The sequence below is a fragment of the Haloferax denitrificans ATCC 35960 genome, from assembly GCF_000337795.1.
Classification (GTDB): Archaea; Halobacteriota; Halobacteria; order Halobacteriales; family Haloferacaceae; genus Haloferax; species Haloferax denitrificans.
In genome coordinates this window covers 137,007-153,869 of record NZ_AOLP01000004.1, presented here as the reverse complement: position 1 = coordinate 153,869, position 16,863 = coordinate 137,007, and the positions used below count along the sequence as shown (strand labels likewise).

The following is a 16,863-nucleotide window of genomic DNA, read 5'->3' as shown; positions in this document are numbered from 1 at the left end:
ACCTCGTTCTTTCCATTCATCGACGCTCCAATCATGAACGTACTTCCAAACTCCGACGGTGCCGGCCTCCGAGCGGCGGCTCGGCGAGGGCTCCGGCGCGGTCGCGACTTCGTCGACGAGACGCCGCCGGACGCGCTCGTCACGGTCACGGTCGCGGCGGTGTCGCTCCTCGCGGCGTTCGCGGGCTTTCTGGCCGTCTCGTCGCTGACGGCCGTCCCGTTCGCGGTGTTCCTCGTCGCGACGGGCTACGGCTGGCTCAGACACCAAGAATTGACAGCGCGCGTGCTCACGCTGACGACGACGGTCTCGACCATCCTCGTCCTCGGGCTCATCCTCGTCTTCATCTTCGCGGAGGCGTGGCCGACCGTGCAGTACGCGACCGTGAACGTCTTCGGCATCCCGATTCCGGGCCTGCGGCTCTTCATCGAGACGCGCTGGAGTCCGGTGACGCCGCCGATTCGGTACTCGCTCGTCCCGATGATTCACGGGACGGTGCTCGTCACTATCATCGCGACGGCCGTCGCCGCCCCGCTGGGCGTGGCCGCGGCGCTCTTCCTCAGCGAAATCGCGCCGAAGACCGTCCGCGAGGTCGTCAAGCCGGGCGTCGAGATTCTGGCGGGCATCCCCTCCATCGTCTACGGCTTCATCGGCTTCACCATCCTCAGCCCGTGGGCGGCCGACCAGTTCGACATCGTCGGGCAGGGCACGTACCTCTTCGTCGGTATCGTCGTCGGGCTGATGGCGCTCCCGACGGTCGTCTCGGTCGCCGAAGACGCGCTCAACAGCGTCCCCGAATCGATGAAAAGCGGCTCGCTCGCCCTCGGCACGACCGACTGGCAGACGATGACCTCCATCACCCTGCCGGCGGCCTTTTCGGGCGTCTCGGCCGCGGTCCTCCTCGGCGTGGGCCGCGCCATCGGCGAGACGATGGCCGCGACCGTGATGCTCCGCGGCAGTCCGGGCCTCACGAAGCCGCTGTACAACGTCTTTTACGGTAACGACACGCTCACGTCGCTCATCGCGGCGAACTACGGCGACGCCGACGGCCTCCAGCTCTCCGCGCTGTTCGTCGCGGGCGTCATCCTGTTCGTCACGGTGCTGTTCCTCAGCATCGGGTCGCAGTACATCGAGGCGCGCATGCGCCAGAAGCTCGGAGGTGCCGAATAATGGCGGGCGCGACCGAATCCACGCTCGTCAGCGAAGACACCACCGAGACCGAGGCGGTCGCCGCCGGCGCGGTGGGGCTTGCGGCGGTGCTTTTCGCCCTCTCGCTCGCGGCGATGTTCGAACTCGTGACCATCACCGACCCCATCGCGGGCGTGCCGATGGTCGCGCTCCTCGGCGGGCTGTTAGTCCTCCTCGGCCTCGCCGTCGTCGGCTTCGGCGTCGGCTCTCGACTCGGCTACGTCGCCACCGACCCCAGACCGACCGCCGGACTGGTCGCCTCGGGCGCGTTCGCGCTCGTCTGGTTCGTCGTCGGCGGACTGGTCGCCTCGCAGACGCTCGGGCTCGGGACGGCCGGGTGGGTCGTCGCGTCGCTCGTCACCGGTGGAGCCGCGTTCGCGATGAGCGCGCTCCCCCGCGAAGACATCGGCTCGACGCTCCCCGCGGGCGCGCTCGCCGCGTTCGCCGGCATCGTCTTCCTCACCGGCGTCATCGGCCCGTCGTGGGTGTGGGACCTCGGGTGGGAACAGCAGGCGTCGTTCAACGCCGAGTTCACGATTCCCGTCCTGACGGGATTCTGTTCCCTGCTCGTCGGCTGGGCCGCCGCGAAGGCCTACGGCGGGTTCGGCGCGCGCGGCCGCCACATCGGCGCGTACGTCCTCGTCTATCTGAACGCCCTCTCCATCATCGCGGTGCTGTTCCTCCTCGTCGCGTTCACGGTCCTGAAGGGTCTGCCGGGGCTGTTCAACGGTCTCGCGTTCGGCGCGGGTGCGGGCCCCGAAGTGACGCTCGTCGGCGTGACGTTCTCGCTTCCACTCTCGTGGCCGTTCGTGATGAACGGCGTCGCGCTCCTCAACGACGTGAACGGCGTCCTCCCGGCCATCGCGGGCACGATTTGGCTCGTCATCGGGGCGGTGCTGTTCGCCGTCCCGCTGGGCGTCGGCGCGGCCGTCTTCATCACCGAGTACGCCGACCGCGGGCGCTTCACGCAGGTCGTCGAAGTCGCCACCAACGGCCTGTGGAGCACGCCCAGCATCGTCTTCGGGCTGTTCGGACTGGCGTTCCTCGTCCCCCGGCTCGGCAACCAGAAGTCGCTTCTCGCGGGGATGCTCACGCTCGGCTTCATGCTCCTCCCGCTCGTCGTCATCACGAGCCGGGAGTCGATGCTGGCGGTCCCCGACGAGTACCGCGACGCGAGCGCCGCCCTCGGCGTCACGAAGTGGCAGACGATTCGGAGCATCGTCCTCCCGGCGGCGCTTCCGGGCATCGTCACGGGTATCATCCTCGGCGTCGGCCGCATCGCGGGCGAGACCGCCCCGATTCTCCTGACGATGTCGGGGAGCGTCGCCCCGCCGGGCAGTCAGACGGTCGACGTGGTCGGCGGCTTCCAGTTCTCGCTTGCCCCGCCGTTCGTGACCAACCCCGAACTGATGCGGGCGACGTCGGCGCTTCCCTACCAGCTTTACTCGCTTATCACCGCGGGCGTCGGGCAGTCGTCGAACATCGGCGCTATCGACGAGTTCCGGTGGGCGACGGCGCTCATCCTGCTCGTGGTCGTCTTGGGCTTCTACGCAATCGGCATCGCGACGCGGTACTACTTCCGGAGTAAACTACAGCACGAGTAACCATGAGTGAAACCAGACAGACGGCGGACGACGGACAGACGACGACGGACAGCGAACCCGACGGCGTGAGCGCCGGCACCGACCAGCCGCTCGAAGTCACGAGCGGCGAGACGCGCGAGCGGACCCGCGACGCGTGGGTCGAACACGAGTTCGAGGGCGACGCGAAGCTCTCGGTGTCCGACCTCGACGTGTACTACGGCGACGACCACGCGCTGAAGGGCGTCTCCATGGAGATTCCCGAGAACAGCGTCACGGCGCTCATCGGCCCCTCGGGCTGTGGGAAATCGACGTTCCTCCGGTGTCTCAACCGGATGAACGACCGCATCAAGGCCGCGAGCATCGACGGCTCGGTCCGGCTCGAAGGCGAGGAAATCTACCAGGAGGGCGTCAACCTCGTGGAACTTCGCAAGCGCGTCGGCATGGTGTTCCAGTCGCCGAACCCGTTCCCGAAGAGCATCGCCGACAACATCTCCTACGGGCCGCGGAAGCACGGCGACCTCGACACCGGCCTGCTCGCCAACCTGCTCGGCCGGAGCGACGACGACGCGGTCGACGAACTCGTCGAGCGCTCCCTCCGACAGGCGGCGCTGTGGGACGAGGTGCAGGACCGACTCGACGACAACGCCCTCGGCCTCTCCGGCGGCCAGCAACAGCGGCTCTGCATCGCCCGCGCACTGGCGACCGACCCCGAGGTGCTCCTCATGGACGAGCCGGCGTCGGCGCTCGACCCCATCGCGACCTCGAAAATCGAGGACCTCGTCCACGACCTCGCGGAGGACTACACGGTCGTCATCGTCACCCACAACATGCAGCAGGCGGCGCGCATCTCGGACCAGACGGCGGTGTTCCTCACCGGCGGCGAACTCGTCGAGTACGGCGACACCGACCAGGTGTTCGAGGACCCCCAGAGCCAGCGCGTCGAGGACTACATCAGCGGCAAGTTCGGGTAGTTCGGGTTCGACCCCGACCCGAGCCGGCCCAAGCCGACGCCGACCCGCGCCGAGCGTCCCCGCGCTGACGACGCCGACTTCGACTTCCCGACGTGACGACGGTTCTCGACGACCTGCGGCCGTCGAAGCCGGACAGTCGGCGGCGACGCTCGCTTTTCGTCAGTCGAATCACTCCCTGCGGCGGGGTCGGCGCTATCGCGGAACTGGCACGAAGACAACACGATTTCAGACACCCAACACAATGGAGACACGCAAGATACAGCAGGTCAGCAACGGGACGTTCACGGTCTCGCTCCCCAGAGAGTGGGCGGACGGCGAGGGAATCACCGCCGGCACCGTCGTCAACCTCCACACGCACCTCGACGGGATGCTCGTCATACAGGCACCCGAGTGCGAGGACGACTCGTCGATGCAGTTCACGGTGACCGTCGGCGAACGCGACGCGGACGGCGGGGGCGACGCCCTCGAACAGACGCTCCGGGCGGCGTACGCCGCCGGGTCGAAACAGGTCGTCGTCGAGGCCGACGGGACGTTCGACGCCGCACAGCGACAGGCCGTCAGGCGAGTCGCCCGGAACCTCGTCGGCGTGACCATCACGGAGGAGTCGGACGCGTCGGTCACGGTGCGGAACGTCCTCGACGCGAACGAGGTCTCCATCCGCCAGTCGGTCCGACAGCTCCAGTTCGTCGCCGTCTCGATGCACCGCGACGCGACCGCCGCGCTCACCGGTGCCGCCCCCCTCGACGGTTTCGCGGAGCGCGACGACCGCGCCGACCGACTCTTCGCGATGGTCGACCGGCACTTCACCCGCGGGCTCGACCGCCTCGACGAGGTGGACGCCCTCGGCGAGACGCGCCCGGAGCTGTTCCGCCTCCACACCGCGGCCCGCGAGTTAGAGCGCGTCGCCGACCACGCCGAGCGAATCGCCGCCGTCGCGTCGGCGGTCCCCGACCCGCTTCCCCCGCGGTCGCCGACGAGGTGTCCGAACTCGCCGAGCTCGTCCCCGAGGCGCTCGACGCCGCGGTGCAGGTCGCGCTCGACGGCGAGGACCCCGACGCGGCGCGGGAGGCGCTGACGGCCAGAGACCGGGTCCGCGAGGGCGTCGGGGAGGTCGAGCGACGACTGTTCGAGGAGTCGAACCCGGACGCCGACGTCGATTACCGGTTCGCCCACGCGCTCCACGCGCTCGAACGGACGGCCGAACACGCCGGCAACGTCGCCGAGGTCGGTCTCCGAACGGCGGTCCGTACGCACAGCATGGACGAGCGACCGACCCGCGAGAGCGAAGGCGGGAGCGAGTCCGCGGAGAATACGCAGAGCGCCTGAAACGACCGCTTTGTGGAGTCTGCTCGGTGATGAGCCGACTCCCGACTACCCTACGTTGACCCCGAGTTTCTCGGAAGTCGTGTCATCTGATTGTAGTTCCCCGAGAAATATTAATCGGGAGACATGCACTACAGAGTGTACTGAGCGAGAGGGAAGAGTCGCTTGTGATTCCCGGCCGAATATCCTAATTTTCCCCGTGAACGACGAAGTATATGGTTCGGTCGACATCAAATAGAGAAGATTGCACACCAAATCCGAATTACTATTCGCATATGTTGTAAAACAGGTCGGCGAGACTGCTGTCAAAATCAATGGCAAAGAGTATTGTCTATATAATACAATAATGAGCGAGATGAACCTGATTCTTGATGTCGAACTGCTTGGACGACATGGCATCGGTAAACCGCTCTGTTTCTCTCCCGACTCTCGGAGAAGTACGGTCTCTCAGACGCTGTGTTTCTCGTTGGTATCGACGGCTATCTGGATTGAGCCGTTCGGTTAGGATAACCGGTCGGCTTGCCTACGTCGAGCGAAATCTCATCGAAACGTGGTCCACACCCGCCCCATGCGAGTCGACCGTTACATAATTCTTGGGGTGCGAGGCCACGCGTGTGGCGACGATAGTAAAGTGTGAGAAGTACAATAGTACTGCGTCAAACGACCTGTCGAAATTGCCCCTCGGTTCACGGGTTCGATGCCGAATTCACAGCAAATCATTACAGACCTATGTTTGTAATTAGGTTCCGTCCCGCTCCCGGGCAACCCACAGTCCCAAGCGCAAAAATAGCCCACTATTGTTCACGGTTAGAAAACATCCTCTCGGACCACGGCCCGACTCTCTATCCACCGCCGTTTCAATCACGGATATTATGCATACACTCGCGAGTCTCCGCATCCGTAGTTCTACTTCCCGTACCGAGCGGTGTTAACTAATGGAAAACCCATCAGTCGATCGAGAGTTTATTCTCTACGTCCCTCGCTCCGCTGACGACCAAGCCGACGGTGTCCTCTTCGAGACGCTTTCCGCTCATTCTCGGAGGGGGGCCGAGGACTTCAATCGCACCCAGCGGGCGACCATCGTCGTCGAGGACTGGTGCGGCGACGCCGCGATAGTCATCCGATTGCTCCTGTCTGTCGTATGCGACTCCCTGGTCGCGAATCGCCTGGAGCTTGGACTTCAATTCGTTGCGTTCGGTAATCGTATTCGCAGTCTCCGAGGAGAGCGAGTCGTGGTCGAGAAACTCCGCGACCTCGTCTTTGTCCATATTGGCGAGGATTACCTTCCCGGCCGCTGTCGCGTGCAATGGTCGTATCTCTCCTTCTTGGTCCGGGGTGTCTACATCCGCTGGCACGGCCGTGAACACGTAGAGGCAGTTCCACTCGCTACCCTGTCCCGGAACGACCAAACAGACCTGCTCTCGCATGGTGTTGGCCAGTTCGACCACCCGTGGCCGCGCGACCTCGTATATCCGCTGGCGTCGCCTCGCGTAGACGCCGAAACTCACGAGTTCGAGTCCGATTTCGTACCCCCCGTCACGTCGCATGACGTAGCCCAGCGTTTCGAGCGTCGCAAGGTGCTTGTGGACTGCCGGTTTCGAGAGGTCGAGTGCCCGAGCGATCTCTGTCAACGTCGGCCGGTCGCGACTCCGTATCGTATCGAGGATTCGATGGCTCGTCATCGTCGCCTTGATTCCGTAGTCGTCTGCGGTGGGCATACCCTCCGACACTCGACCGACGTACAAATAAGTTGTTAACGGTTAGTGAACGACTCGCGGCGGCCGGTCACCACTCGGCGACGCTACCGTCTTCGTGACGCCACACGGGGTTGTGCCAGTTGACCGGGCGTTCGGCCTGCTTTCTGATGTACTGTTCGTCCATCTGTATCCCGAGCCCGGGTTCGTCAGGAACCGCGACGTAGCCGTCTTCGTACTCGAACGCGCTCTTGTCTTCGAGATAGTCGAGCACGTCGTTCCGCTGGTTGTAGTGGATGTTGAGGCTCTGTTCTTGGATGAGCGCGTTGGGGGAACAGGTGTCAACTTGGAGGCACGAGGCGAGCGCAATCGGGCCGAGCGGACAGTGTGGTGCGAGCGCGACGTCGTACGCCTCGGCCATCGCCGCGATTTTTTTGACTTCGGTAATGCCGCCCGCGTGGCTGAGGTCCGGCTGAATCAGATCGACCGCGCCGTTTTCGAACACCTGCTTGAAGTCCCAGCGCGAGTACATTCGCTCGCCCGTCGCGATCGGAATCGTCGTGTGCTGTGCGATTTCCGGGAGCACGTCGTTGTGTTCGGGGAGGACGGGCTCTTCGATGAACATCGGCTCGTACGGTTCGAGCGCCTTCGCCAGCCGCTTCGCCATGGGCTTCGAGACGCGCCCGTGGAAGTCGACGCCGATGTCGATTTCTGGGCCAACGGCCTCTCTGACCTCTTCGAGTCGATTGACTGCCGCTTGGACCGACGCGGGCGTGTCAATCCGTTCGAGCTCCGCCGTGGCGTTCATCTTCACGGCGGTCAGTCCGGCCTCGACTTTCAGTTCGGCCTGTTCGGCGACCTCGGAGGGGCGGTCCCCGCCAATCCACTGATAGACGCGCATTCGGTCCCGCGTCGCACCGCCGAGCAGTTCGTGGACCGGTGCTCCGAAGCGTTTCCCTTTGATGTCCCACAGCGCTTGGTCGATGCCCGCGATTGCGCTCATCAACACCGGACCGCCGCGATAGAAGCCACCCCGGTACATCGCTTGCCAGTGGTCTTCTATCGCCGCGGGGTCCGTTCCGAGGATGTAGTTGTCCATCAGTTCCTCGACGGCGGCCCTGACGCTGTGAGCGCGTCCCTCTACGACCGGTTCGCCCCAGCCGACGACGCCGTCGGTCGTCTCCAACTTGAGAAACAGCCATCGCGGTGGCACCTCGAACAGCTCGTACTCCGTAATCTTGGTCATGGATATTCGTTACGCGTACGTTGGGGTGTCTCTCGAAAAATCTTTCTCTCGGACTGTAATCTCGGCCACGACTCCCGAACCCTCGATGTTATACGACTCGTCCGCCATGTGCAACTCGTATGTCGTTAGAAGCGTTCCTCGATGATTTCGAGCGCCGTAACTGGCAACGGGTTTCCGACGGGACGGTCCGCATCGCAGTCATCGGGCTCGGGTGGTGGACCGTCGACCAAGCGATTCCGGCTATCGGCGCGTCGGAGCTGTGCGAGACGACCGTCACCGTCAGTAGTACCTCCGAGAAGGCGAAACGGGTTGCGGCCGGCGTCGAAACGGCGACACACGGTCTCTCGTACGACGAGTTCCACGCCGGCGAAGCCGCCGACGCCTACGACGCGGTATACATCTGCTCGCCCAACGCGCTTCATCTCCCGTACGCGCGGACGGCCGCCGAGTTGGGCAAGGCCGTCCTCTGCGAGAAACCGATCGAAGCGAGTAGTGAACGCGGGCAGGCGATGGTCGATGCGTGCGACGAGGCGGGCGTTCCGCTTATCGTCGGCTACCGGATGCACACCGAACCCGCGATTCGACGCGCGCGAAAGCTGATTCGAGACGGCGTCATCGGCGACCCGGTCCACGCAATCGGGACGAACTCGCAAGCGATGCTCGAACTGATTTCCGACCCGAATCAGTGGCGACTCGACCCCGAACTGGCGGGGCCGGGGGCGACCGTCACCGACATCGGCATCTACCCGCTCAACACCTGTCGGTTCCTGCTCGATTCCGACCCGGTTGCCGCGCAGGCGTTCATGCAATCGTCTCACGACGCGTTCGAACAGGTGCCCGACGAGCACGCCTCGTTCATGGTGGAGTTCGACGACGGAACGTACCTGGCGGCGACCGCCAGTCAAAACGCCCAGGCGACGACCAGCCTCCGCATCGTCGGAACCAAAGGCGAAATTCTCGTCGAGCCTGCCTTCCACATGGAGACCGAGATTCGAGTGACGCGCGGCGACGTTTCGGTCACGCTCGACACCCCGCAGGTCAATCAGATGACCGAGCTGTTCGACTACGCCGCAGACCGCATCTTGACCGACGCGCCAATCGGTCCCGACGGCGAACACGGCGTCCTCGATATGCGACTCATCGAGGCCATCTACGAAGCAGGTGAGTCCGGCCGCGCGGTCACGCTCGACTGAGCCGTCCGCTCGACGGGTCGAGACGGTGTCGCGGGACGGGTCGACCACCGCGTTTAAACCGCTCGTCGGAGAGTAGCTAGTATGAGCCAACACCCAGCACGCCGCATTCGGGAGACTGGCCTCATCGCCATCATCCGCGGAACCGACGCCGACACGGCCATCGAAACCGTCGAAGCGCTCACGCGCGGCGGCGTCTCGACCGTCGAAATCACCGCGAACACGGACGGCGTCCTCGACATGCTCCGCGACGTGTCCGCGTCGTTCACGGCGGACGAGGTCACCATCGGCGCGGGAACCGTCCTCGACAGTGAAACCGCTCGCGCGGCACTGCTCGCAGGTGCGGAGTACTTGGTCACGCCGACGTTCGACGAGGGAGTCATCCGGACCGGTAACAGATACGGTGCCCCTTCGATGGTCGGTATCGCGACACCGACCGAGGCGGTCGACGCCTACGAGGCCGGTGCCGAGATGGTGAAGGTGTTCCCGGCCGGAACGCTCGGCCCCGGGTTCGTCTCCGCACTGGGCGGGCCGCTCGGACACATCCCGACGGTTCCGACGGGTGGCGTGAGCCTCGACAACGTCGGCGAGTTCTTCGATGCCGGAGCGACTGCCGTCGGTGTCGGAAGCGCAATCGTAGACAACGACGCCGTCTCGCGCGGCGATTTTGCGACCATCGAGACCAACGCGCGTTCCTTCGTCGAAGCGGTCGAACGCGCGCGCCGCGACTGACGCACACCCGCCTCTCGGAAGTTCGGAGATGGCCGTCTCAGCGCGGGCCGCGCGGCGAATCCGAAACGGTCGGCGAAGGAGAGAGTTATCGGTCGATTCCGGCGTCGCCTCCTCGGAGGACGCGTTCGACTTCGTCAGGCGTCACGACGGCGAGGTCGCCGTGAATCGTTCGTTTGAGCGCGGCGGTCGCCGCGCCGTAGGCGAGCGCTGTCTCGACTGATTCGCCCGCGATGAGCCGCGACAAGAACGCCCCGACGAACGCGTCGCCGGTCCCGATGGCGTCGACCGTGTCCGTCTCGAAGACCGGTTGCTCGGCCACCGTTCCGTCGTGTCGTGCGAGTGCGCCGTCTTCCCCGCGCGTGACCACGACCGTCTCGAAACCGAAGTCGGCGGCCAACTCCGATGCGAGCGTCGACGCGTCGCCGTCGAGTCCCAGAACGGTGCGGATGTCTCGCTCCGCGGCGACGAGGACGTCGACCTCGGGGAAGAGCGATTCGCACGCGTCGCGTGCGTCGGACGGCGACCAGAGCTTCGACCGGTAGTTGAGGTCGAACGCGGTCGTCGTCCCCGCCTCGGTCGCCGTTTGCAGAAGCTCGCCGGTCGTCTCCCGAAGCGTCTCGGAGAGCGCCGGCGTGATGCCGCTCGTGTAGAACACTGCCGCGTCTTCCACGGCTTCGACAGCGAGTTCGTCCGGCCGCGCGGTCGTGACTGCCGCGTCGGCGCGGTCGTATATGACGTTCGTCGGACGCGGCGAGCGCCCCTGTTCGATGTAGTACGCCCCTTGGCGAGCGTCGTCGTCCCAGCGTACGTACGGCTCGACGCCGTGCGTCCGGAGTTCCGTGGTGACGCGCCGACCGAGCGGCGAGTCCGGAAGCTTCGAGAGCCACGCGGCGGAGCATCCGAGACGGGAGGCGGCGACCGCGACGTTGCTTTCCGCACCGGCGGTCCGGAATTCGAGGGACTGGGCGGTCTCGATTCGCTCGCCCTCCGGCGGGCTCAGCCGAATCATCGTCTCGCCGAACGTGACGAGCTCGGCCGTCATCGACGCCCCCCGGCGGTTTGCGACCGGGTCTCGCGTTCGATGTCGGGGGCATCCAGACCTACAGTTGAGCCGTGCATATGTTCGCACGACTGTCTCTCGCAGTGGTACATAAGTACGGGCGATGGGTCCGAAATTTGTGACGGCAGGCTTGGTGCGACAGGACTCGATTGTCGGGTATCAGCCAGTGCTCAGACACCGAAAGGCACGCCTAAGTAACCTCCCGAGCTGGCGTTCGACCGTCCTGCGATTGATGTGGTCGCTGAGAGTTACAGTACTGAACGAACACGACAAGCCACCGGCGGACGCGCAGACGACTGCTCACCTGTGAGTTGTGGACACGGTCGACCTTCATTTTGAACGTCTGAAATTCAATCAGATGGTTGATAAAATAACGCATCCAAGCAGTTCTTCGCCGACCTCGTCGGTCTCGAAGTGAGGAACCTGAGGAGTGGGGGGAGAGGATGTCGAAGACGGATATATCAACTACCCATGAATGTTTTCAAATCGATACAAACTCGGGTGGTCGGACAGAAAGTGCCGTCGTGACCACCGGACGAGGTTAGCGAAGTTGGTTCAGACGTATCGGGAACTGCATGGGCCGATGCATTGCTCGAACCACTGTCCGAGTTAGACCAACAGCCGCGGGAGTTCGAACGCTGTCCCGCGGTTCTCGATATAGTTGACGAGGAACTATCGACTGACCGGTCGGAGCCCGAACATCTGCACGTCGCAAGAGCGGGTACGGTTCGTGAAGGGTCGGAAGTACGCGAAGTACAATCCACTTTCAGAGGCCCGCAAAGAGTTCGGCCGGGAGGCCAGCAAACCGGACCCACGGGCGTTGTCAGCGTCGCAGGTGCGTCGAATCTACGGCGAGGGAGACGCTACCCGAAGCGAAGTTACTCGTCGTTGCGCTTGCTTGCTGGGAGGTACGGCCCTGGTGCGGTGACGCTGTTGTACGGCGTGGACGTCGTCGCTGACCGGATTGATGCGTTTTCCGACCGTGAGACGTGGGACAGGTACCTGTTCCCGTCCCGCTTATCGTCTATGAAGAAATCATAATAAGTACGATACTTCGATGATTTAAACAGCTAGCTGATACTACTGGCGTGGTTGTTGATGGAGATGCGCCCGCACCAGAGCGTGCCGTACCGAGCCCTGCGAAGGAACTGCCGAGCCCGACAGCGCCGAGTCCCTGAAGCACTCTGCGCCGGGTCGTTGTCCGTTCTCCATCGCCGCGTGGGTCCGCTGTGCGGCTTGAATCACTCGTACTGTCTCGTCACCCGACGCTCCGTCGGGACCACCCCATCATCACGAAATCACATGGTGGATTTTCGGGCAGTTGGCTACTAGTTTATTGACACGACGGGAGTGCCGGATCAGTTTCCGCTTGCGACGCGACCAGTTGACCCGCCCGCTATCGACCGCGCGGGACCGAGTCGGGGGGTCCCGAACCCGTTTCCTCCTCCGCCTCCGTCGGTGGGACGAGATTCGTCAGGGCGCGGTCGCCGAACAGGACGACGAGCGCCGCGCCGACGAGGTTAAACAGGAGGTCGAGCGCGGTGTCGGTTCGGCCGTAGGAGACGAGCACGGGGTTGATACCGAGCGCGTCGGCCCCGCGGTGGATGGCGTACTCGGCGAGTTCCCAAAGCACACCGGCGCAGACGACGACCGCGAGCACACGGGTCGAGGGGTCGCGGCCGCGGCGACGGGAGAGCACGTGAACGACCCCGCCGAGAATCGTCGCGGAGTGGGCGTGAGTCAGGTGGTCCCACCACCACACGTCGTCGTAGGGACCGAGCATCCCGACCGAGTGGGTCAGCATGGCCGACTCGACGTAGACGCGTTGCCACGGGCGGAACTCGACTCCGACCAGTCGCTCGAAGGCGTCGGGGAGGTACGTGCCCGCGAGCGCGAACGCGGCGTTCACCATCGCGGCCGGGTTACGGCGGCGGAGTCCCGTCAGGAACACGGCGACGATTGCGTATCTGATTCCGTCGTCCGGTCGCCGCCGTCGCCCTCCCGCCGAATCGCTCGTCTCGGTCACGGTTGTTCTCATCGGGACTGTCGTCGGCGTCGGGCAAAAGCGTTGACAGCCCAGACGGCGGCCGGCCGCAGACGGAACGCCGGTCGGCCGCAGACGGAACGCCAGTCAGCCGCAGACGGAACGCCAGTCAGCCGCAGATGGAACGCCGGTCGGACGTAGACGAGATGCCGGTCTCAGACGACGGACGAGAGCGCGTCCATCACGCGGTCGACCTTCTCCACGTCGGCGTTGTAGCCCATGTGGCCGACGCGCAGGATATCGTCGGCGAGGTCGGCGAGCCCGGTGGCGAGGACGATGTCGTGGTCGGCTTCGAGTTCCGATTGGACGCGTTTCGCCTCGCCGGGGAGGTGGAACGCCGTCACCGTCGGGGCGCTCCGGTCGGCGTCGGGGTAGCGGTCGAGACCGAGGTCGGCCCCGCGCTCGCGGCAGTGCGCGGCGGCCGCCTCGTGGCGCTCGTAGACGGCGTCGAGTCCCTCTTCGAGGAGCATCGACAGCGACTCGTCGAGGGCGGCGACGTTCGCGCCGAGGTGGGTGTACGGGAAGCCCTCGCTCGTGTCGCGCCACGGGAGGAGGTTCGTGTAGAGGGAGTCGGGGTCGCGCTCCTCGACGACCTCCCACGCGCGGTCGCTGACGGCGGCCGTCGTCAGCCCCGGCGGCGAGCTAAACGCCTTCTGGGACGCGCCGAGGTTGATGTCGATGTGCTCGCTCGGGACGGGCGTCCCGCCGAGCGAGGAGACGGCGTCGACGATAGTCAGCACGCCGTGGTCGTGGCAGAGTTCGAGCACCGGCGCGATGTCGTTGAGCGTGCCCGTCGGCGTCTCGCAGTGGACCATCGTGGCGACGTCGAACTCGCCGTCGTCGAGCGCGGCTTCGACGCCGGCCACGTCGAGCGGGTCGGTGTAGTCGGCACCGACGAGCGTCGGCTCGCCGCCGTAGCTCTCGACGAAGTCGGCGAAGCCGTCGCCGTAGAGGCCGTTCGAGACGCAGAGCACGTCGTCGCCGGGGGCGACCGTGGAGGCGATGGCGGCTTCGAGGCCGAGGATTCCCTCGCCGCCCATGACGACCACGTCGTCGTCGGTGTCGTAGACGCGCCCGAGTTTCTCGCAGACCCCGTCGTAGGTGTCGAAGAAGGACTGCTCGATGTCTGGGTTCGGCATCGGGTCGCTCAGTCGGTCGCGGACCCGCGGCGGGACGGCCGTGGGGCCGGGTGTCATCAGCATGGATTGCCGTTGCGAACAGAGCGTCTTAGCAGTACGGCATCCGCGGCCGAGGGGTGCGACCGTCCGCGCCGGCGGCGGACGGGAAGGCACAAAAGCGCCCTCGCCGTCAGCCACGTGTATGGGCAAACTCTCACCTGCGGACCTCGACCGCTACGTCTTCTCGCGGACGGGGGCACCCAACGACGACCTGCTCGTCGGGGCCGGCTACGGCGAGGACGCCGCCGCCGTCGCCACCGGCGAGGGGACGATGGTCGTCAGCACCGACCCCATCTCGCTCGCCGCCGAGCGCATCGGCACGCTCGGCGTCGCCATCGCCAGCAACGACGTGGCCGCCTGCGGGGGCGTCCCCGAGTGGCTCGTGAGCACCGTCCTTCTCCCCGAACCGGACGTGGACCTCCTCGACGACATCACCGCACAGCTCGACTCGGAGGCCAGCAGACTCGGTATCAGCATCATCGGCGGCCACACCGAAACGGTCGCCGGGCTCTCGCGGCCGCTCCTTTCTCTCACCTGCATGGGACCGACCGACCGGTACGTCCCGACGAGCGGCGCGGAACCCGGCGACGCGGTGATTCTCACCAAAGGAGCCGGCGTCGAGGGCACCGCGGTCCTCGCCACCGACTTCCGCGCCGACCTCGACGCGGCGGGCGTCGACGCCGAGACGGTCGACCGCGCCGCGGGCTTCTTCGACGACATCAGCGTCCTCCCCGAGTCGGCGGTGCTCGCGCCGGTCGCGACCGCGATGCACGACCCGACCGAGGGCGGCGTCCTCAACGGACTGGTCGAACTCGCCTGCGCCTCCGAGGTCCGCATCGAGGTCGACGGCGACGACGTGCCCGTCCGCCCCGAGACGCGGGCGCTCTGCGACGCGATGGGCGTCGACCCGATGCGGATTCTCGGCTCCGGCGCGCTCCTCGCGGCGGTCCCCGAGGACGAGGCCGACGACGCGCTCGACGCGCTCGACGCCGAGGGTATCGAGGCGACGGTCGTCGGAACCGTCGAAGCGGCGGGAGACGGAACGAACGCGAGCGGTGGCGCGGATTCGAGCGCGCCGGCCCCGGGCGTCGTCTACGACGGAACCCACCACGCCGACGGCGTCGAAGACGACATGTACGACCTCTGGAACTGAGCGAGACGCGAGTCGCCGAACGGTGCCGGCGGCGACCCGGCCGAACCCAATACAACTTTGACTACTGAAAACGCACTTGTTGACATGACTGCCGAACACCCGTCTCGACTCGCGAGCGACCCGACGGACGCGCCGTCCGCGACGCGGACCGCGGTGGCGAGATGAGAGGCGTCGTCGTCGCCGGCACGGCCTCCGGCGTCGGGAAGACGGTCACGACGCTCGCGGTGTGCCGCGCGCTCGAACGCGAGGGGTACGAGGTCCAACCCGCCAAGGCCGGCCCCGACTTCATCGACCCCTCGCACCACGCCGCAGTCGTCGGGAAACCGTCGCGGAGTCTCGACCCGTGGCTCGAAGGCGACGACGGCATGCGCCGGACCTACGCCCGCGGCGAGGGCGACATCTGCGTCGTCGAGGGCATGATGGGCCTGTACGACGGCGACACCTCGACCGCGCGCGTCGCCGCCCTCCTCGACCTCCCCGTCGTCCTCGTCGCGGACGCGAGAGCCGGGATGCAAAGCGTCGCGGCGACGGCCTACGGCTTTCGGACCTACGCGGACCGGATGGGCATCGACGCCGACGTGGCCGGCGTCATCGCCTCCCGCGCCCACGGCGGCCGCCACGCCGAGGGCATCCGCGACGCGCTCCCCGAGGAACTGCCGTATCTCGGTCGAATCCCGCCGAGCGACGACCTCGAAATCCCCGAGCGCCACCTCGGCCTCCACCTCGGCGACGAGGCCCCCCTGTCCGACGAGGCGCTCGACGCCGCGGCCGACGGGATTCGCGCCGACGCGCTCGCGGAAGTGGCACGGGAACCCGACTGGGACGCCGAGGCGTTCGACGCGGGCATTCGAGCCGAGCCAGCCCAAGCTACGGATTCGGGCGGTCCGACGGTCGCCGTCGCCCGCGACGAGGCGTTCTGTTTCGTCTACCCCTCGACGCTGGAGCGGTTGGAGACGCTCGGGACCGTCTCGTACTTCTCGCCGGTCGCCGGCGACGGCCTCCCGGACTGCGACGGCGTCTACCTCCCCGGCGGCTACCCCGAGCGGTTCGCCGCGGACCTCGCGTCGTCGCCGACGCTCTCCGCGCTCGCCGACCGCGCGGCCGACGGCCTCCCGGTGTTCGGCGAGTGCGGCGGCCTCATGGCGCTCGCCGAGTCGCTGACGACGACCGACGGCGACACCCACGCGATGGCGGGTGTCCTCCCCGCCGACGTGACGATGCAAGAGCGCTATCAGGCGCTCGACCACGTCGAACTCAGCGCGACCGACGGGACGCTGACAGCCGACGCGGGCGAGACGCTCCGCGGCCACGAGTTCCACTACTCGTCGGCGGACCCGGCGACGGACGCCCGGTTCGCCTTCGACGTGGAGCGCGGGACCGGCATCGACGGCCGCGAGGGTCTCACCGAGTACCGAACCCTCGGCACCTACGCCCACGTCCACCCCGAGAGCGGGGCGTTCGACCGCTTCGTCTCGCGGCTGACTGACTGAGCGCGACGAGGGCG

At 66.1% G+C, this 16,863-nt stretch carries 12 protein-coding genes and 5 pseudogenes; 11 read left to right on the top strand and 6 right to left on the bottom strand.

What is annotated here, in order from left to right; all coding sequences use genetic code 11:
* The first annotated feature begins 33 nt into the window (after window positions 1-33).
* The 5 genes and pseudogenes from pstC to C438_RS19925 form a co-directional block, all read left to right on the top strand.
* Complete coding sequence (gene pstC, locus C438_RS03565) at window positions 34-1,167, top strand: phosphate ABC transporter permease subunit PstC (RefSeq protein WP_004967894.1); 1,134 nt, start codon at window positions 34-36, stop codon at window positions 1,165-1,167.
* Window positions 1,167-2,789 carry a phosphate ABC transporter permease PstA gene (gene pstA, locus C438_RS03560; RefSeq protein WP_004967893.1) on the top strand — a complete coding sequence of 541 codons (1,623 nt, stop codon included), beginning with the start codon at window positions 1,167-1,169 and terminating at the stop codon, window positions 2,787-2,789. Before pstC ends, pstA begins: the two co-directional genes overlap by 1 nt.
* Before the next feature lie 2 nt (window positions 2,790-2,791).
* Window positions 2,792-3,739, top strand: a complete 948-nt coding sequence (gene pstB / locus C438_RS03555; RefSeq protein WP_004967892.1) for a phosphate ABC transporter ATP-binding protein PstB — start codon at window positions 2,792-2,794, stop codon at window positions 3,737-3,739.
* Window positions 3,740-3,980: 241 nt separating this feature from the next.
* A pseudogene (locus C438_RS03550) lies at window positions 3,981-5,065 on the top strand (PhoU domain-containing protein).
* A gap of 286 nt (window positions 5,066-5,351) precedes the next feature.
* Window positions 5,352-5,659 (top strand): annotated as a pseudogene (locus tag C438_RS19925) (IS6 family transposase); the annotation flags it as partial.
* A gap of 350 nt (window positions 5,660-6,009) precedes the next feature.
* Here C438_RS19925 and C438_RS03545 read toward each other — a convergent pair.
* Both C438_RS03545 and dgoD read right to left on the bottom strand, forming a co-directional pair.
* Window positions 6,010-6,780 (bottom strand): IclR family transcriptional regulator, encoded by a 771-nt coding sequence (locus tag C438_RS03545; protein ID WP_004967891.1) that lies wholly within the window; start codon window positions 6,778-6,780, stop codon window positions 6,010-6,012.
* Between the two features lie 67 nt (window positions 6,781-6,847).
* Window positions 6,848-8,002 (bottom strand): galactonate dehydratase, encoded by a 1,155-nt coding sequence (gene dgoD / locus C438_RS03540; RefSeq protein WP_004967890.1) that lies wholly within the window; start codon window positions 8,000-8,002, stop codon window positions 6,848-6,850.
* A 119-nt stretch (window positions 8,003-8,121) separates the two neighbouring features.
* On the opposite strand from dgoD, the gene gfo6 reads away from it, so the two are divergent.
* The gene (gfo6, locus tag C438_RS03535; protein ID WP_004967889.1) at window positions 8,122-9,195 is read left to right on the top strand and encodes a D-xylose 1-dehydrogenase Gfo6; all 1,074 of its coding nucleotides are present in this window, start codon (window positions 8,122-8,124) and stop codon (window positions 9,193-9,195) included.
* A gap of 81 nt (window positions 9,196-9,276) precedes the next feature.
* Window positions 9,277-9,924, top strand: a complete 648-nt coding sequence (locus C438_RS03530; RefSeq protein WP_004967888.1) for a bifunctional 4-hydroxy-2-oxoglutarate aldolase/2-dehydro-3-deoxy-phosphogluconate aldolase — start codon at window positions 9,277-9,279, stop codon at window positions 9,922-9,924.
* Between the two features lie 85 nt (window positions 9,925-10,009).
* Here C438_RS03530 and kdgK2 read toward each other — a convergent pair whose 3' ends face one another.
* Both kdgK2 and C438_RS19920 read right to left on the bottom strand, forming a co-directional pair.
* Window positions 10,010-10,966 carry a 2-dehydro-3-deoxygalactonokinase KdgK2 gene (kdgK2, locus tag C438_RS03525; protein ID WP_004967887.1) on the bottom strand — a complete coding sequence of 319 codons (957 nt, stop codon included), beginning with the start codon at window positions 10,964-10,966 and terminating at the stop codon, window positions 10,010-10,012.
* 208 nt (window positions 10,967-11,174) lie between these two features.
* Window positions 11,175-11,357 (bottom strand): annotated as a pseudogene (locus tag C438_RS19920) (IS6 family transposase); the annotation flags it as partial.
* Between the two features lie 127 nt (window positions 11,358-11,484).
* Here C438_RS19920 and C438_RS20235 point away from each other — a divergent pair.
* Both C438_RS20235 and C438_RS20230 read left to right on the top strand, forming a co-directional pair.
* A pseudogene (locus C438_RS20235) lies at window positions 11,485-11,889 on the top strand (site-specific integrase); the annotation flags it as partial.
* Between the two features lie 4 nt (window positions 11,890-11,893).
* Window positions 11,894-12,105: pseudogene (locus tag C438_RS20230) on the top strand (site-specific integrase); the annotation flags it as partial.
* Window positions 12,106-12,380: 275 nt separating this feature from the next.
* Here the strand turns inward: C438_RS20230 and C438_RS03520 are convergent.
* On the bottom strand, window positions 12,381-13,022 hold the full coding sequence (locus C438_RS03520) for a hypothetical protein (RefSeq protein ID WP_004967886.1): 642 nt from the start codon (window positions 13,020-13,022) through the stop codon (window positions 12,381-12,383).
* A gap of 161 nt (window positions 13,023-13,183) precedes the next feature.
* Window positions 13,184-14,230: a pyridoxal-phosphate-dependent aminotransferase family protein gene (locus tag C438_RS03515; protein ID WP_004967885.1), complete on the bottom strand. Its 1,047-nt coding sequence runs from the start codon at window positions 14,228-14,230 to the stop codon at window positions 13,184-13,186.
* Between the two features lie 118 nt (window positions 14,231-14,348).
* Here C438_RS03515 and C438_RS03510 point away from each other — a divergent pair, with 118 nt between their 5' ends.
* Window positions 14,349-15,359, top strand: a complete 1,011-nt coding sequence (locus C438_RS03510; protein ID WP_004967884.1) for an AIR synthase family protein — start codon at window positions 14,349-14,351, stop codon at window positions 15,357-15,359.
* Window positions 15,360-15,520: 161 nt separating this feature from the next.
* Window positions 15,521-16,849 carry a cobyrinic acid a,c-diamide synthase gene (locus C438_RS03505; protein ID WP_004967883.1) on the top strand — a complete coding sequence of 443 codons (1,329 nt, stop codon included), beginning with the start codon at window positions 15,521-15,523 and terminating at the stop codon, window positions 16,847-16,849.
* The last annotated feature ends 14 nt before the right edge of the window (window positions 16,850-16,863 follow it).

Coding starts and splice junctions, on each gene's coding strand:
- pstA (WP_004967893.1), top strand. CDS start 1,167: ATGGCGGGCGCGACCGAATCCACGCTCGTCAGCGAAGACACCACCGAG.
- gfo6 (WP_004967889.1), top strand. CDS start 8,122: ATGTCGTTAGAAGCGTTCCTCGATGATTTCGAGCGCCGTAACTGGCAA.
- C438_RS03545 (WP_004967891.1), bottom strand. CDS start 6,780: ATGCCCACCGCAGACGACTACGGAATCAAGGCGACGATGACGAGCCAT.
- C438_RS03530 (WP_004967888.1), top strand. CDS start 9,277: ATGAGCCAACACCCAGCACGCCGCATTCGGGAGACTGGCCTCATCGCC.
- C438_RS03515 (WP_004967885.1), bottom strand. CDS start 14,230: ATGCTGATGACACCCGGCCCCACGGCCGTCCCGCCGCGGGTCCGCGAC.
- dgoD (WP_004967890.1), bottom strand. CDS start 8,002: ATGACCAAGATTACGGAGTACGAGCTGTTCGAGGTGCCACCGCGATGG.
- C438_RS03505 (WP_004967883.1), top strand. CDS start 15,521: ATGAGAGGCGTCGTCGTCGCCGGCACGGCCTCCGGCGTCGGGAAGACG.
- pstC (WP_004967894.1), top strand. CDS start 34: ATGAACGTACTTCCAAACTCCGACGGTGCCGGCCTCCGAGCGGCGGCT.
- kdgK2 (WP_004967887.1), bottom strand. CDS start 10,966: ATGACGGCCGAGCTCGTCACGTTCGGCGAGACGATGATTCGGCTGAGC.
- C438_RS03510 (WP_004967884.1), top strand. CDS start 14,349: ATGGGCAAACTCTCACCTGCGGACCTCGACCGCTACGTCTTCTCGCGG.
- pstB (WP_004967892.1), top strand. CDS start 2,792: ATGAGTGAAACCAGACAGACGGCGGACGACGGACAGACGACGACGGAC.
- C438_RS03520 (WP_004967886.1), bottom strand. CDS start 13,022: ATGAGAACAACCGTGACCGAGACGAGCGATTCGGCGGGAGGGCGACGG.